General features: G+C 45.9%; 15 protein-coding genes and 1 pseudogene. 6 read left to right on the forward strand and 10 right to left on the reverse strand.

Annotated elements, in window-relative coordinates; all coding sequences use genetic code 11:
- From QZZ54_RS18710 to QZZ54_RS18720, 3 genes are all read right to left on the reverse strand, one after another.
- Positions 1-240 (reverse strand): hotdog domain-containing protein (locus tag QZZ54_RS18710; protein ID WP_290705660.1); only part of this gene is annotated, 240 nt, incomplete at its 3' end.
- A gap of 91 nt (positions 241-331) precedes the next feature.
- Positions 332-877, reverse strand: a complete 546-nt coding sequence (locus QZZ54_RS18715; RefSeq protein ID WP_290705663.1) for a TIGR00730 family Rossman fold protein — start codon at positions 875-877, stop codon at positions 332-334.
- Positions 878-1,004: 127 nt separating this feature from the next.
- Positions 1,005-1,220 carry a cold-shock protein gene (locus QZZ54_RS18720; protein WP_290705665.1) on the reverse strand — a complete coding sequence of 72 codons (216 nt, stop codon included), beginning with the start codon at positions 1,218-1,220 and terminating at the stop codon, positions 1,005-1,007.
- Positions 1,221-1,543: 323 nt separating this feature from the next.
- Here QZZ54_RS18720 and QZZ54_RS18725 point away from each other — a divergent pair, with 323 nt between their 5' ends.
- Both QZZ54_RS18725 and QZZ54_RS18730 read left to right on the forward strand, forming a co-directional pair.
- The gene (locus QZZ54_RS18725) at positions 1,544-2,101 is read left to right on the forward strand and encodes a DUF2058 domain-containing protein (protein ID WP_290705667.1); all 558 of its coding nucleotides are present in this window, start codon (positions 1,544-1,546) and stop codon (positions 2,099-2,101) included.
- A gap of 769 nt (positions 2,102-2,870) precedes the next feature.
- Positions 2,871-3,077, forward strand: coding sequence for a cold-shock protein (locus QZZ54_RS18730; protein WP_290705669.1), 207 nt, complete (start codon positions 2,871-2,873; stop codon positions 3,075-3,077).
- A 66-nt stretch (positions 3,078-3,143) separates the two neighbouring features.
- Here the strand turns inward: QZZ54_RS18730 and QZZ54_RS18735 are convergent, their stop codons facing one another.
- Together QZZ54_RS18735 and QZZ54_RS18740 are read right to left on the reverse strand one after the other, a co-directional pair.
- Positions 3,144-3,761: a DUF938 domain-containing protein gene (locus QZZ54_RS18735; RefSeq protein WP_290705671.1), complete on the reverse strand. Its 618-nt coding sequence runs from the start codon at positions 3,759-3,761 to the stop codon at positions 3,144-3,146.
- Positions 3,761-4,342: an NAD(P)H-dependent oxidoreductase gene (locus QZZ54_RS18740; RefSeq protein ID WP_290705673.1), complete on the reverse strand. Its 582-nt coding sequence runs from the start codon at positions 4,340-4,342 to the stop codon at positions 3,761-3,763. Before QZZ54_RS18740 ends, QZZ54_RS18735 begins: the two co-directional genes overlap by 1 nt.
- 233 nt (positions 4,343-4,575) lie before the next feature.
- Between QZZ54_RS18740 and QZZ54_RS18745 the strand changes: the two genes are divergently transcribed.
- The gene (locus QZZ54_RS18745; RefSeq protein WP_290705675.1) at positions 4,576-4,782 is read left to right on the forward strand and encodes a hypothetical protein; all 207 of its coding nucleotides are present in this window, start codon (positions 4,576-4,578) and stop codon (positions 4,780-4,782) included.
- Positions 4,783-5,611: 829 nt separating this feature from the next.
- Here the strand turns inward: QZZ54_RS18745 and QZZ54_RS18750 are convergent.
- From QZZ54_RS18750 to QZZ54_RS18770, 5 genes are all read right to left on the reverse strand, one after another.
- Positions 5,612-5,812 carry a hypothetical protein gene (locus QZZ54_RS18750; protein WP_290705677.1) on the reverse strand — a complete coding sequence of 67 codons (201 nt, stop codon included), beginning with the start codon at positions 5,810-5,812 and terminating at the stop codon, positions 5,612-5,614.
- 363 nt (positions 5,813-6,175) lie between these two features.
- Positions 6,176-9,073 carry an aminomethyl-transferring glycine dehydrogenase gene (gcvP, locus tag QZZ54_RS18755; RefSeq protein WP_290705678.1) on the reverse strand — a complete coding sequence of 966 codons (2,898 nt, stop codon included), beginning with the start codon at positions 9,071-9,073 and terminating at the stop codon, positions 6,176-6,178.
- 158 nt (positions 9,074-9,231) lie between these two features.
- Positions 9,232-9,624 (reverse strand): glycine cleavage system protein GcvH, encoded by a 393-nt coding sequence (gcvH, locus tag QZZ54_RS18760; RefSeq protein WP_290705687.1) that lies wholly within the window; start codon positions 9,622-9,624, stop codon positions 9,232-9,234.
- An 80-nt stretch (positions 9,625-9,704) separates the two neighbouring features.
- Positions 9,705-11,009 carry a serine hydroxymethyltransferase gene (gene glyA / locus QZZ54_RS18765; protein WP_290705679.1) on the reverse strand — a complete coding sequence of 435 codons (1,305 nt, stop codon included), beginning with the start codon at positions 11,007-11,009 and terminating at the stop codon, positions 9,705-9,707.
- Between the two features lie 60 nt (positions 11,010-11,069).
- Entirely contained in the window at positions 11,070-12,449 is a 1,380-nt protein-coding gene (locus QZZ54_RS18770) for an L-serine ammonia-lyase (RefSeq protein ID WP_290705681.1), read from the reverse strand.
- Between the two features lie 547 nt (positions 12,450-12,996).
- Between QZZ54_RS18770 and QZZ54_RS18775 the strand changes: the two genes are divergently transcribed.
- The 3 genes and pseudogenes from QZZ54_RS18775 to gcvT all read left to right on the forward strand — a co-directional run.
- Positions 12,997-13,632, forward strand: coding sequence for an XRE family transcriptional regulator (locus tag QZZ54_RS18775; RefSeq protein ID WP_290705683.1), 636 nt, complete (start codon positions 12,997-12,999; stop codon positions 13,630-13,632).
- A gap of 610 nt (positions 13,633-14,242) precedes the next feature.
- Positions 14,243-15,631, forward strand: coding sequence for a sodium:alanine symporter family protein (locus QZZ54_RS18780; RefSeq protein WP_290705685.1), 1,389 nt, complete (start codon positions 14,243-14,245; stop codon positions 15,629-15,631).
- Between the two features lie 267 nt (positions 15,632-15,898).
- Positions 15,899-16,065, forward strand: a pseudogene (gcvT, locus tag QZZ54_RS18785) (glycine cleavage system aminomethyltransferase GcvT); the annotation flags it as partial.

The following is a 16,065-nucleotide window of genomic DNA, read 5'->3' on the forward strand; positions in this document are numbered from 1 at the left end:
GTAACGCACAACACTACAAAAGCAACTCACATCATCGCCAATATAAACGGGCTTAAGAAACGTCATCGCATCTACCGCTACGGTTACTACCCTGCACTTTGCTTTCCGGGCAGCGAAAACACCACTGGCAATATCCATCTGTGACATGATCCAACCACCGAAAATATCACCATCCGGGTTTGCATCGCTGGGCATCGCAATGGTTCGAAGCGAAGGGCTGCCAGTGGGCATTTGATACATAATAACTCCTGTAAATTCGTCATCAACTGCACTGCTCTGACTGAGGACACAGTAGGTTTTTATGAAACAACAATGGCTCTATGGTTTAGTTTCAAGAACAGGTGAGGATGAGTTTATCAAGTAAGCCCTCAGACTGGTTATCAACCAAGAGAAAATCCCGATACTCATCGCGAATAAACTCTTCATCTGCTGCATGGGAAATAAAGGCGAGCAGATGGTCGTAATAACCATCAATATTCAATAACCCAAAGGCTTTATGATGGATACCGATCTGGCGCCAGGCCCACACCTCAAATAGCTCTTCCAGAGTACCTGTTCCTCCTGGAAGGGCGACAAACGCATCAGCCAGCTCCATCATCACCGCCTTTCGCTGATGCATATCTTCTACCACATGGAGATCACTCAGACCGATATGAACCTGTTCCCGGTCGACCAAAACCTTAGGCATCACACCACAGACCCGGCCACCGGCCTCTAACACACCATCAGCAACGCTGCCCATCAAACCAGCGCTAGACCCGCCATATACTAACTCAATGTTCCGCAGGGCCATCAGCCTACCCAGCTTACGTGCTTCACTCTTATAGGCACCAGTCGCCCTTCCGGACGAAGCCCCACAATATACGGCTATCTTCATATTTAACGATTCAAATGAAATGGCTATTGTTACCAATATTCAACAACAGCAGGAGGCAAGATGAAAGCGAAATCAAACACCTTTTGATAAATAGCCACTGGTGAAGACCACCAGTGGCTATAGATAATCAGGAAGTGGCGGTGACATTCTCAGCCTGCGGGCCTTTCTGTCCATCAGTCACTTCAAATGAGACCTGCTGGCCTTCAACCAGAGAGCGGCGGCCGGTTCCGTTGATAGCGCGAAAGTGAACGAACACATCAGCACCACCCTCACGCTCAATAAAACCATAACCTTTTTCATCGTTAAACCATTTAACAACGCCGGAAAGAAGTTGATCTGACATATTATCCCCAATTGTTATATTTTAAATAATCTAACCGCTGCAAAGCTCAGCAATACGGTTAGTTTCTGTGGAATAAAAAAATTAGCTAAATCAGCCTATCAGTTTCTATTCCGGTAGAACTTTTTTACTGTGTAAACCTACCATTATCAAGCCAGTGACCCTGTTATTTATAATGACTTTGTGTCAGATCAACGCAAAGCTCGCTTTATTTAGGTAAATACTCACCAGTAAGACCAATTCAACTGATCAATATGGAGCTATGCGACATAGTTCTATATAGTTCACAACCAGAATGAGAATGGGACTGAGGCAGGATATATAACATGGCAGGATCTCTACAGGATCAGCTTCTTAAAGCCGGTCTGGCGAATAAACAGCAAGCTAACAAGGCTAAAGCGGATAAACGCAAGAAGTCTAAGCAAGCTAAAGCGGTTAAAAAAGGCGAAGTATTTAAGGATCAGGATGAATTAGAACGGGAACAGGCAATAGCTAAAGCCAAAACGGAAAAGCTGGAACGGGACCGTGAACTTAACCGCCAGCGCGAAGATGAGCTTACCCGTCGATCAATCGATGCATCCTGCCTGCAGATGATCCAGCAAAACAAAGAAGAAATACCCGCCAAAGGCGATGTTGAATATAACTTTGTTGATGGCACCACAATCAAGAAGCTTTATGTTAACAATGAACTGCAAGAACAGCTGGCTAAAGGCAACCTTGCTATCGCTGCTGATAAAGGGAGCTATGCCCTAATCCCCGCAGGTATCGCAGAGAAGATCAGCGAACGCCGCCCGGAGTTAATCATTAGCCGCCAGCAGGTTGAAGAAACCGATCCTGATGATCCATATGCAGATTTCCAAATTCCAGACGATCTGATGTGGTAAGTATATTGGGTAGCCCTTTGGCTACCCATTTATTCATCTGAGAAACCCACTCATCGCAGACTAAGCACCCTCCTCCGTAACAAGATAAACCTCTCACCCGATTATTCAAATCCCTGCTTATTCGGGACACCTGTGTTCAATATAGCAATCGACAGCTGAGCAAAGCAAAAGCCTGCAGCACGCATCTGATTCAATGCATGGCCTGCAAAATCTTCGATTATCAATTTCGACCCAGGCTCAGTAATCTAAATCACTAGATGCACTAAACCCGTAACCCTAATGCGAGTGCATCACCACAAGAGTCGCTCAAAAAAGAGACTGCTTTCAGGAAGAAAGTCAGTACTCAACTACCCCCTGCTTAGCAGCCATACTCTCAATTCAGTTGAAGCAAGAGATAAGCGAACTACCGGCACTAATACGAGTGGCGGGGTTAATTAAGATTTAATCTTGTTTTATAAAATCACTGATACAACTTTTAGACAGAGCTAAAACCATCAATCATGACTCACACGACTTAAAAATAAACGCTTAAATTACAGCTAGTTAGAGGCAAATAAAGCCGAAAAAATAAAACTTTTACTCTTTTAACAAATATCATAGAATGAATTTAGCTTGAAAGTACGGCCCGATTTTTATGTATCAAAGAGTCCACCAGATTAACCTGCGTGCCCCTTAGTCATAAATGTAGTCCCTGCATTCTTAGCTTAGTCCTGTGTCTGAACTATTCAGATACACACCTATTAAAATAACTATTGTAGGGAATACAATTATGTCTACATCTACTGGTACCGTTAAATGGTTCAATGCCGATAAAGGTTATGGTTTTATCGAACAGGAAAACGGTCCTGACCTATTCGTTCACTTCCGTGCTATCAACACCGATGGTTTCAAGACTCTGAACGAAGGACAGCAAGTTTCTTTCGAAGTTACTGATGGCCAGAAAGGCCCACAAGCTGAGAACGTTACTTTACTGTAATGTTGACTGCCCGACTGTGACCTCCGGGTCGCAGTCTCTCCCCCCTCCCATCAGCTAAAAATCCGTTTATTTACAGGTCCAGACTAACAGCTGATTATTGGCTGGCATATCAATGTCTGCTGACAAGGTTAAACCTGCTTTTTCAGCCAGTTCATTCACCTTTTCAAAGTCTCTTATACCGCTTTCAGCATTTCGCCGCTTCAACCAAAGATCAAACTCTGCATTTCCGCTGCTGGTATAACCTCCGTTATAACGAAAAGGGCCATAAAGAATAAGTTTGCTCGCTGGCTTGAACAACCTCGCAACACCGTCGAACAAAGATTCAACTTCGGGCCAACTCACTATATGCAGAGTATTGGCACTATAGATTACATCCACAGTTGCAAAACCGGTATGCCAACGATTATCCCTGAGGTCTAGCAGTTCGGGCGAACAGATCGTCGGACTGACATAAGGATTCAGATTTATCTCCAGACCAGGCAATAGCTCCGCAATATCTGAGGGTATCCATCGCAACCCATTCATCGCTGCACAGAAATGAACTGCATGCTGTCCTGAGCCACTACCCACTTCAAGAACGGTTTCATTTCCCTTGAGCAATGTCTGAAGTTTTGCCAGAACAGGTGTCTGGTTACGCTCTGCCGCCGGAGAAAAATTCACCCAACCATTATTATCCGCTGCCATCAGTCTAACTCTGAAGCTTGCTTAATCAGTACATCATAAAGATCTGAGCCCAATGATTCGGCGGCCAGTTGCAACCGCTCTTCATGTAAACGGCCATCCTCTCTGAAAGCCTGACCTGCTCGCCCTAGTGTTACCTGCCCTGGAAGAGCCATAACCCCCAGATTTTGCAACAATATGCGCAGTATAGTCAGCCCACGGGTGCCTCCTCCAGCACCGGGAGAAGCCGCCATAACCGCAGCAATCTTGCCATTATAAGCAAACATAGGGGGCTCATGTTCATTTTGCTGCCGGGACATCCAATCCAGCATGTTCTTCAGCAGAGGTGAAGGAAAACCGTTATATTCCGGCGAAGCTATCAGTAAACCCTGATGTTGAATCATTAGATTCTTAAGCTGAACCACAGCATCCGGCGCTCCTTCTTGATATTCAAGGTCCTGATTAAACAGCGGCATGTCGTAATCCCGGAGATTAACAACAGTCACCTCTGCTCCTGCCGATTTTGCACCGGTTACCGCTATATCAAGTAACCGACTATTAAATGACTTCTCTCTAATACTTCCAGATAGCGCCAGAATTTTCATTAGGGGAAACTCCTTTATTAAATTATCTGATTCAACTAATAACCAAAATCATGTGAGTTATTCTCACCTGTTAACTGAAAATTGATCAGTTTTCAATCCTTAGACCAAAGTCTAAAATGCTCAAAGTAATAAAGGACAACAACCCTTTCGGTTCAATTCAGGTCTGACAGCGGGTCGAAGCGCTGAATATGGTTCCAGACCTCAAGTAATTTTATAGTTTGGCGGTAACAATCATGGCTCCAGAAAAAATGACACACCACGACATCTACTTGAACGCATGTAGCATGCGCAGTGAAGTACAGGCCGAACTTATCATGCGCGCTTTCGCAACGCTAAAAAACACTGTTAAATCTAAAGTGCCTGCATTTGGCCCTCTTTACAACCGGGCTAACTATAAGCTGTGCATGAAAGCATTGGATAAACAGTCTGCTTCAGCTTAACCCCTCTTCTCTCTTAAGAGCCGGTCAGAGACAGGCTGCACCGCCTATCGATGCCCATCAACTCTTAATTTTTCAACAGGCCTAGTGCCTGTTTTTTTTACTCTCATTGTGGTAAATATCTAAGAACCAATAAGACTCTAGCTAAAGCACTCTTTCTCGCCAGAATCCCTCTTTTATCAATTCGTAATTACCCAAGTCGATTTTAATCATAAGCCCTAACTTCGCTCCCTCTGAGCATAGACTGAAAATCTCCCTATTTTACATCCAGTAAAATGCTTACTAAAAAATATCGTGCTAACCTAAAAAGAGGAAAATGCTCTCAGTTATACTTCAACCAGAGAACAATTTCGTAAGTTATTGATTTTTATATCAAGACTCAAATAGGAGACACTGTAAGTTATTGATTTTTAATAGCTAAACCTATCAGGAAAGATTAACGTTGCTGTTTAGTAACAGTTTTCTCAAAAATGATAGCCATTGCGATAGTAAAGATGAGCCTAAAACAATCTATCTACTTGATATAAAAGACATTAAATATCACAGGCATAGAAAGTGTATATACATAGTTATCGTTTTGGCTGTTGCTACCTGAAGATTGAGCACCCCCCCCATTTAGCCTGATTATTAAGGTGTTTCAGCCAGAACGATAATAACTAAAGAACATTAAAAAAACCGCCCAATGCGGTTTTTTTTGTATCTGAACCAACCCTTCAGATCCTGAGTTATAACTCTCATAAGCCTTCTAATGCGATAAGCGTATGAAAGCCCTCTCTAAGTCCTACTTCTATAAGACAATAGACACCTTTCCCAGAACCGAGAACGGATCGACTCAGTTATTACTGGCTTGGCAGAAAGTCATCAGGAAATCTGTACAGGAATAATCGAAAAAAGAGCTTTCATGGTCGAAATTGATCACTTCAACCCAGCGACCAATATTATGTATCAAAGCCGCGACAAACATCTCCTCAATTTCAAAATACTCAAGCGCCAACGGAAAACATCGGACGGCATATTCCTTTTGATTAAACATCCCCCTACAACTTATTATTCCGCCCTCTGCAGATCTGAATTATTCACTGCAGAGCATCACCTATGCCTGCCCCCGTAAGTTATAAAAACTAAGCTATCTGAGTAATATTAAGCGGATGATACGGCGCCAATCAGATCCGATCAGGCCAGAAGAAGACAAAAAAACAAATAAAAAAAAGCGGATCAGTTTCCTAATCCGCTCAAAGCTTACTTTTACAGGTTCGCTATAAAGCGAGATAGACTCTCAACCCCTCTACCTTAGATAAAGGAAGCACACAAAAGAACCTATCCGGCTTTCCACCGTCAATTTAAATAAGGGGAACTCCGGCAGACCAATAAAGCCCTACCAGAGTTCCGGTGCTTCTTAATTATCCATGTAGGTTTCGATTGCCGGGCAAGAGCAGATAAAGTTCCTGTCTCCGTATACATTATCTATACGGTTAGAGGTCGGCCAGAACTTATTATCCCGGGTAGATGTATTCGGAAATACCGCTTCTTCACGAGAATATGGACGATCCCAATCTGCAGACATAATATCAGCCTGGGTGTGCGGCGCACGGCACAGCGGATTGTTATCTGCAGGCCACTCGCCACTCTGAACTTTTTCGACTTCCTGACGGATTTGAGCCATCGCTGCAACGAAACGATCGATCTCAGCTTTAGACTCAGACTCTGTAGGCTCAATCATCAAAGTACCGGCTACTGGGAACGACATCGTTGGCGCATGGAAACCATAGTCCATCAGACGCTTAGCAATATCTTCCTCTGTGACACCGGACGCTTCCTTAAGCGGACGAATATCAACAATACACTCATGGGCAACCTTGTTATTGCGACCCCGGTACAGAACCGGATAGTGCTCAGCCAGTTTTTCAGTCAAGTAGTTGGCATTCAGAATCGCCATCTGGGTAGACTTCTTAAGACCAGATTTACCCAACATCAGGTTGTACATCCAGGTAATTGGCAGTATTGAAGCAGAACCATAAGGCGTTGCAGCCACCGCACCATTTTCTGGATTCAGGCCTTCAACCGGGCATACCTTATGACTTGCAAGGAAAGGTGCCAGGTGACTCTTAACACCGATTGGCCCCATACCCGGACCACCACCGCCATGAGGAATAGCAAAGGTTTTGTGCAGGTTAAGGTGAGAGACATCGGAACCAATCAGACCCGGCTTAGAAATACCAACCTGAGCATTCATGTTGGCACCATCCATATACACCTGACCTCCATGCTTATGAATCAGATCGCAGATTTCAACGATATCCTCTTCATAGACACCATGGGTAGATGGGTAAGTGATCATCAGGCAGGAAAGATCGTCTTTGTGTAGTTCCGCCTGAGCACGAAGATCGGCAACATCAACGTTACCTTTATCATCACACTTGGTGACGATAATTTTCATATCCATCATCGACGCTGAAGCAGGGTTAGTACCATGAGCAGAGGACGGAATCAGGCAAACATTACGATGCCCTTCACCAATAGACTCCTGATACTTACGAATTGCTAGCAGACCCGCATACTCACCGGATGCACCAGAGTTTGGCTGTAGGGAAACTTTGTCGTAACCGGTAATTTCAACCAACTGCTCTTCCAGCAGGCTGAGCATTTTATGATAGCCCTTAACCTGATCGGCAGGTGCAAACGGATGAATGCTGGAGAACTCAGGCCAGGTTACTGGAATCATCTCGGCGGTAGCATTCAGCTTCATCGTACAAGAACCCAGCGGAATCATGCCGTGTACTAAAGAGTAATCCTTATTTTCCAAACGTTTCATATAGCGCAACATATCAGTTTCACTATGATAACTATTGAAAGTTGGGTGGGTCAGAATAGCATCTTCACGACGCATATCCGCTGAGATACCAGTCGCTGCACCAGCAACGATCTTAGCATCCAGATCGACGACAGACAGACCATGACCTTCGCCAAGGACAATATCAAACAGATCAGCGATATCAGCAGGACGCGTAGTTTCATCCAGCGTTATACCCAATTTATCTGAAGCAGTCGGACGTAGGTTACAACCTGCATCTAGCCCGCGTTGATAAACTTCTGATGCTGACTCAGGCAGCGCCAGTGTCAGGGTATCGAAGTAAGTATCATTTACCGCAATACCTTTAGCTTTGAGTCCGTTGGCAAGAATAGCCGTCAGACGATGCACACGTTCAGCAATGGTTTTTAGCCCTTCAGCACCGTGATAAACACAGTAAAAAGACGCCATGTTAGCTAGCAGTGCCTGAGAGGTACAGATGTTAGAGGTCGCTTTCTCACGACGGATATGCTGCTCACGGGTCTGCATCGCCATCCGCAGAGCCGGCTTACCATTGGTATCGATTGATACACCAATGATACGACCAGGCACAGAACGCTTAAGCTTTTCACTGGCAGCGAAGAATGCAGCATGTGGACCACCAAAGCCCATCGGAACACCAAAGCGTTGCGAAGAACCTAGTACTACATCCGCACCCAATTCACCCGGTGATTTCAGCAGTACCAGCGCTAACGGATCTGCAGCAACAGACACCATCGCCTTCTGGCCTTTAGCTTTCTCGATCAGCGACTTGATATCACTGATATTACCGTAAGTGCTTGGATACTGAAGCTGAACACCAAAGGCATCAACATTATCAAGATCGGTTTGAGGGTTGCCTACAACCACTTCAAAGCCAAAGTATTCGGCACGGGTTTTAATCACATCGATGGTTTGCGGATGAACATCATCCGCAACAAAAAAGACATCGCTCTTCTTACGATTAGAACGCTTACACAGTGTCATCGCTTCTGCTGCAGCAGTGGCTTCATCAAGCATGGAGGCATTTGCCAGATCCATACCAGTAAGATCCATTACAACTTGCTGATAGTTCAGCAGCGCTTCGAGACGACCCTGTGCGATTTCTGGTTGGTACGGTGTATACGCAGTGTACCAAGCTGGATTCTCCATAACGTTACGCAATATAACGTTAGGTACCAGGGTATTGTTATAGCCCATGCCGATATAAGTTCGGTTTACCTTGTTCTGATCAGCTAGAGATCGAAGGTAAGCCAGTGCATCCGCTTCGGTGAGCGAGTCATCCATCGCCAATGCATCATCCAGTCGAATGGAGTCAGGAACAGTCTGAGTAATCAGCTCTTCAATTGAGTTTACACCCAGATCAGACAACATCGCCTGTGTCTGCTCTGTATCGGGACCGATATGACGACGGGTAAAATCCGTAGTCTGTTCTAGATCACTCAGTGTACGAGTAACAGTAGCCATAACAATAACCTGCTTAAACTTTCAGTAGCCATAGAAGCGACTGAACATTATTTCTAAGATGCGGGGCGGTTCTGCACAACCACCCCGCGTTTGCTAAAAAGGACCCGACCTGGGGACAGTGACCCGGCTCTGAAAACTCAGCACCGGATCAACATAGATCAAGCCTCTTCTGCAATCGTAGCTGCGTACGCTTCAGCGTCCAGCAACTTATCAAGTTCAGCAGCATCTGCCAGCTTGATTTTAACTATCCAGCCGCCATCGAAAGGCTCGCTGTTAACCATTTCTGGCTCATCTTCCAAGGTTTCATTAATCGCAATAATTTCACCACCTACCGGTGAATAGATATCGGAAGCTGCTTTGACAGACTCAACCAGAGAAAACTCTTCACCAGAATCCACTTCACGCCCTACTTCAGGCAGTTCAACAAAGACCACATCTCCCAGCAGTTCTTGTGCGTGCTCGGAAATACCCATAGTGACGGTACCGTCACCATTATCCAGAATCCATTCGTGGCTTGGAGCGAAACGGTAGTTAGATGGAATGCTCATAATTGTGTGTCCTATAAAAAGTTATCGTCGGTATTCAGGTCGTAACACTGAACACCGCAACAGGTTTAGTTCTTATAAAATGCTTATTTATACAGAGGAAAGCGCTTGCACAGGGTTTCAACCTGAGCACGAACTTTAGCTTCAACTTCAGAGTTATCTTCCGGATTAGCCACCAGACCATCCAGAACATCACTAATCAGATTACCAATCAAGCGAAACTCTTCAGTACCGAAACCACGGCTGGTACCAGCAGGTGTTCCCAGACGAATACCGGAAGTCACCATCGGTTTTTCAGGATCAAACGGAATACCGTTCTTGTTACAAGTAATACCGGCACGTTCCAGCGCCTCATCAACGACATTGCCCTTCAGGCCCTTAGGCCGTAGATCAACCAACATCAGGTGAGTATCGGTGCCACCGGTAACAATATTACAGCCGCGTTCAATCATAACGCTGGCCAATACCTTAGCGTTCTCAACAACCTGCTCTATGTAGGTTTTGAACTCAGGACGTAGCGCTTCACCAAAAGCAACAGCCTTAGCCGCGATAACATGCATCAACGGTCCACCCTGTAGTCCAGGGAAAACAGCCGAGTTAATTTTCTTACCAATATCAAGATTATTGGACAAGATCATACCACCACGTGGGCCACGCAGAGTCTTATGAGTCGTGGTCGTAACAACGTCAGCATATGGCAGAGGACTTGGGTGAACACCCGCTGCAACTAATCCAGCAATATGTGCCATATCGACAAACAGGTAAGCACCCACTTTGTCAGCAATCTCGCGGAAACGAGCAAAATCTATCACACGTGGGATAGCAGAGCCGCCCGCAATGATCATTTTAGGCTGACACTCAACCGCCAGCGCTTCAACAGCATCGTAATCGATACGGCTATCTTCTTTAGATACACCGTATTGCACAGCGTTGAACCACTTACCAGACAGTGCAGGACGTGCACCGTGAGTCAGGTGGCCACCGGCATCCAGAGACATACCCAAAATCGTATCGCCAGGCTGCAGCAATGCAAGCATAACCGCGCCATTTGCCTGCGCACCCGAGTGCGGCTGAACGTTAACAAATTCACAATCAAACAGTTGCTTAGCACGCTCAATTGCCAGACCTTCGGCCTTATCAGCATACTCACAGCCGCCGTAATAACGACGACCCGGATAACCTTCAGCGTACTTATTAGTCAGAACAGTGCCCTGAGCTTGCATTACAGCCTTGGATACGATGTTCTCAGAAGCGATCAGTTCAATGCCCATTTCCTGACGTTCGAACTCTTCGTTTACGGCTGCCATCAGATCAGCATCACGTGCTGCCAGATCCTGGGTGAAGAATGCTTCGCATGTCGCGTCGCCGCGGTACAATTCAGATTGACTCATGGTTTTTTATTCTCTTGTTAAGTTCTTAATCAACCGCTCGTAAGCAGTAATTCGGAATAATCAGCAAGCGACGACGTTAACCGCCAACCCGCCCTGAGAGGTTTCTTTATACTTGTCCTGCATATCAACACCGGTCTGACGCATGGTTTCGATCACAGAATCCAGTGATACGTGATGCTGGCCATCGCCTCGCATGGCCAGACGGGCAGCGTTAATAGCTTTAACGGCCCCCATAGTATTTCGTTCAATACAAGGAACCTGAACCAGACCACCGATAGGGTCACAGGTTAGTCCCAGGTTATGCTCCATGCCAATTTCAGCGGCATTTTCTACTTGCTGTATGGTTCCGCCCATGACGGCGCACAGTGCTCCGGCAGCCATAGAACAAGCGACACCAATCTCTCCCTGACAACCCACTTCAGCCGCAGAGATTGAAGCATTCTTTTTATACAACATCCCTATCGCAGCAGAGGTTGCGAGAAAATCAAAAATCCCCTGTTCATTTGAGCCATGAACAAAGCGATCGTAGTAAGCCAGCACTGCTGGGATAACGCCGGCTGCTCCATTTGTCGGCGCAGTCACAACCCGGCCACCGGCCGCATTCTCTTCATTTACAGCGATGGCAAACAGATTGATCCAATCCATCACTGTCAGCTGGTCTTTGAATGACGCCTCAGGACTACTTCGCAGTTCCTCATAGAGCTCATGGGCACGACGTTTAATATGCAGACCGCCAGGCAACTCACCGACTTCGCCACAACCACGTTTAATGCAACCATCCATCACCTGCCAAAGATTGCGCAGACACTCGTTTAGCTCTTCTTCGGTATGCCAGGTATGTTCATTCTTATGCACCAACTCGGCAATCGTCATATTGTGTTTTTCACACAACGCCAGCAGTTCGGCACCGTTATCGAAATGATATGGCAGTTTAAAGGCAGGTGCAGAGCCGGACTTTTTATCCGCTTCAACATCACTCAGAACGAAACCACCGCCAACGGAATAGAATATATTGTCATGCAGCACGATACCGGCATCATCAAATGCCTGAAAACGCATGCCATTAGGATGCTTTGGCAGAGACTCGCCAAAGTTAAAAGGAAGATGTTCTTCTGGGCGGAACGCTATCAGTTTCTCACCAGCCAGATTAAGCTGGCCGCTTTTTTCAATCTGCTCGATGTAACCTGGAACCAGATCAGGATCTACCAGATCAGGTTTTTCACCCATTAGGCCGATCATCACTGCTACATCAGTGGCATGACCTTTACCGGTCATCGCCAGGGAGCCATACAAACCGACTTTAACTTTCGTTACCTTAGACAGATCGCTTCGTTCACGCAGCTCATCCAGAAAACGGTTAGCCGCAACAATGGGCCCAACAGTATGAGAACTGGAAGGCCCGATGCCTACCTTATATAGATCAAAAATACTTAGTGGCACGTCAGCTTCTCCGTAGCGGTAATCCGCTTTTATTATTATCAGTCTTCAGTGTCATCCGGGACTCTATATATTAGGTATAGAGAGCAAACAGGACTTCAACCACACTTATATAGACAACTTTAACAACTCATAAGTTGATCAATTAACCAGCAACTGAATTTCAGATTAGCAGCGCTGTTTTCCAAAATCAACAAAAAGTTTCCTATAGGAAACATATTTTCTTTTAGAGATGTTTATCTCCTACTTTAGGATTCTTTCAAACAGACCGGGGGTTGTGTACTATTATTGGAAACAGAGAGCAGGTAATTTGTTGATAGAAAAGCCTTTTGAGCATTTCATGTGTAACAGCGATTTCAGCTGACCGGCCCTCCAAGCCAGCCCCATCTAACTGTATTTGAAATTAAAGCGTCGTTACTGAGCATTTCAGAATGTGCAACTTGTTGTATAACTAACCGGTATAATCACAGTTATTATGTAACTGTCAGAATACGCGCATCAGAACGACTGCCAGGACTTGAGCAGAGTAAAGATTCCATGGAGCATCCCAATGTCAGATAAACCTTCATTCCTACAAGACGAGCAGCAGTTCTTCAAGGTCTCTCAGGACAATGCTGAAGCAACGGTAGAGCCGCTTGAGCTGGGTAAGCGGGTACGTGAAATTCGTCTCAGCCAAAATCTGACATTAGAAGAAGCTAGCAAGCGGACCGGATTGGCCCGCTCGACGCTATCCAAGATCGAAAACGAACAGATTTCACCCACCTTCACCGCCGTGAATAAGCTGGTAAAAGGTCTGGGAATCGATATTCCCCAACTATTCAGCCAACCCACCAAGAAAGCACCAGGCAGTGGTGGACGCCGCGACATTACCCGCAACGGTGAAGGCAAGCCCCATCCAACACCTACCTACGAGCATGAACTACTGGCCACGCAACTAACCAGTAAGAAGATGATCCCATTCAAAACCATCGTGCGTACCCACTCTTGGGACGAATATGAGGACTGGGTTCGTCATGATGGCGAAGAGTTCCTCTATATTCTGTCCGGCAGCATCATGTTCTACAGCGAATTCTATGAACCTATAGAACTTAACGCCGGCGACAGTGCCTACTATGATTGTGAAATGGGACACGCCCTGGTTTCCACCAGTGAAAAAGATGCCGAAGTTATTTGGGTAACAGCTTAAGAACCGATCGCTAAACAAGTTCAGCTCGCTAGAACGCTACCTCGTCGCTTGCTAGTGGCTAGAAAAATCAAAAACACCAAACCGCTTGTATGCGGTTTTTTTGTATGTGCGACCACCAGAAAAACTTACCCTGCTTATAGACTCTAACTCCCTGCGCTCTCCCCTTACTTTTTCCGGATACTCGCAGTCGAACGGGTTCGATGTACGAGCAAGGGAAACTTACTTCCTAGCGAGCTACTAAGTGGCGATCTTGAGCCCATCGGGGTCGTGTTTCCAATACGAACTAAATCTAAAAAATCTAATTCCTGAGAAAAACCTTATCTAACAATCACTTTACTTGCATGCGCCTATTTCAGTGCGACATTTTCTTGCCAGTAAGCGCATTTTTTTATTGCAATGAGTTTCCTTATCGACTAGCTTTGTTTCCTATTGGAAATATATTCCCTCGTTGATCAACTATTTCTTCAAATACCCATTCAATGGAATTAGAAGAAACTGGTTTATCTGGGTGGATCATCTATCCACTGGAATTTCCAAACTATAAGTCGATCTCTCAACCCTATGAAGTGATCGGCAATAACAATAAAAAACCCTCTGGGAGTCTACGTTTATGGAAGCGTTAACCACTATTATTGGCGAAATTAACGGCATTGTTTGGGGCCCGTTAATGCTCGTTCTCATCCTTGGTGTTGGTCTGTTCCTGATGCTAGGCCTGCGCCTAATGCCTCTCTTGAAGATAGGTACAGGTTTCAAGCTTCTGTTTGAAGGTCGTAACACTAAGGAAGGCGAAGAAAAAGAAGGTGAAATTTCACCCTTCAACGCTCTAATGACATCACTGTCTGCAACCATAGGTACTGGTAACATCGCGGGTGTGGCTACGGCTGTATTCCTGGGTGGTCCTGGTGCTTTGTTCTGGATGTGGTGTACTGCACTGGTAGGTATGGCTACCAAGTACTCTGAAGCCGTTCTGGCTGTGAAATACCGTGAAGTAGATGAAGAAGGCAACCATGTTGGTGGCCCGATGTACTACATCAAAAACGGTCTGGGCACTAAGTGGGCCTGGCTGGGTACGATGTTCGCTATCTTCGGTGCTGTAGCGGCATTCGGAATTGGTAACACAGTTCAGTCTAACTCCGTTGCTGACGTTGTACAGTCTACATTCGGTATTGACGTCTGGATAACCGGCGTGGTCATGATGGTTCTGGTTGGTGCGGTTCTGATTGGTGGCATCAAGCGTATCGGTCACGTTGCCGGCGCTCTGGTTCCGCTGATGGCTATTGCTTACCTGACTGCTGGTTTAGTTGTTCTGGCAATTAATGCTGACGCTATCCCTGCTGCTCTCGATCTGGTATTCACCCACGCGTTCACAGGTACTGCTGCTGAAGGTGGTTTTGCTGGTGCCGCTGTATGGATGGCTATCCGCTTTGGTGTAGCACGTGGTGTTTTCTCTAACGAAGCAGGTCTGGGTTCTGCGCCTATCGCTCACGCGGCAGCACAAACCAAAGATCCTGTCCGTCAGGGACTGGTAGCTATGCTGGGTACGTTCATCGATACCCTGATCATCTGTACTATCACTGGCCTGGTCATCATTACTTCCGGTGAATGGACCTCTGGTGTATCCGGTGCAGCGCTAACCTCTGCTGCATTTGCAAATGCCCTGCCGGGTCTGGGTAACTATGTAGTTACAATTTCTCTGGCAATCTTTGCCTTCACTACTATCATCGGTTGGTCTTTCTACGGTGAGCGTTGTATTGAGTTCCTGTTCGGCATTAAAGCTATCACCCCTTACCGTGTATTGTGGATCCTCGCTGTACCAGTAGGCGCAGGTGTAAGTCTGGACTTCATCTGGCTGTTGGCAGATACCCTGAACGCAATGATGGCTATTCCTAACCTGATTGCACTGGCTCTACTGAGCCCTGTGGTATTCAAACTGACCAAAGAGTTCTTTGCCCGTAACGGTGCCCCTGTTGACGCAAAAGGCAACACAGAGTCAAAGTAACCTTTATCGGTTAATTCTGATTTAGCTTGTAATAAAGGTATCCGGACGCTTTGTGGTTCTGTTCGGATACCTTTCCTATAATTCTGTTTTTAATACCTATCTCAGTGATTGTTTGTCGAAAAGGTTGCTGCTGCATACAGAGCTTTTTCCACAATCTATCGGGACTATTAGTTTTTAAAAAAGCCTTGTTTAACAGGTTATTTAGAACGGTCCCTCTAGCAACATATACAGCGGTGAATAATACCGCCAGAAACGATGGAGAAACCCATGTCTGAACTGAACAAAACCCCCCTCTACGACCTGCATGTTGAACTTGGTGGCAAGATGGTGCCTTTTGCAGGCTTTGAAATGCCTGTTCAGTACCCTCTGGGCGTTAAAAAAGAGCACCTTCATACCCGTGATCATGCCGGTCTGTTTGATGTATCTCACATGGG

The organism is Amphritea sp. (assembly GCF_016744155.1).
Taxonomy (GTDB): Bacteria; Pseudomonadota; Gammaproteobacteria; order Pseudomonadales; family Balneatricaceae; genus Amphritea.